This window comes from Tepidibacillus infernus, assembly GCF_048898065.1.
Classification (GTDB): domain Bacteria; phylum Bacillota; class Bacilli; order Tepidibacillales; family Tepidibacillaceae; genus Tepidibacillus_B; species Tepidibacillus_B infernus.
In genome coordinates this window covers 1-233 of record NZ_JBLWFI010000094.1, presented here as the reverse complement: position 1 = coordinate 233, position 233 = coordinate 1, and the positions used below count along the sequence as shown (strand labels likewise).

Annotated in this window: 1 rRNA gene; it reads right to left on the bottom strand. The window is 51.5% G+C overall.

Going from position 1 to position 233, the window contains the following annotated elements:
- A 23S ribosomal RNA gene (locus TEPIDINF_RS15145) occupies window positions 1–230 on the bottom strand; the annotation flags it as partial.
- Between the last annotated feature and the right edge of the window lie 3 nt (window positions 231–233).

The window sequence follows — 233 nt, the reverse complement described above, 5'->3', positions numbered from 1 at the left end:
TTTGCTTTCTCTTCCTCAGGGTACTTAGATGTTTCAGTTCCCCTGGTTGCCTCCTCATCCCCTATGTGTTCAGGGATGGGTATACTTCCATTACGAAGTATGGGTTCCCCCATTCGGAAATCCCCGGATCGATGCTTACTTACAGCTCCCCGAGGCATATCGGTGTTCGTCCCGTCCTTCTTCGGCTCCTAGCACCAAGGCATCCACCGTGCGCTCTTTGTAGCTTAACCTAT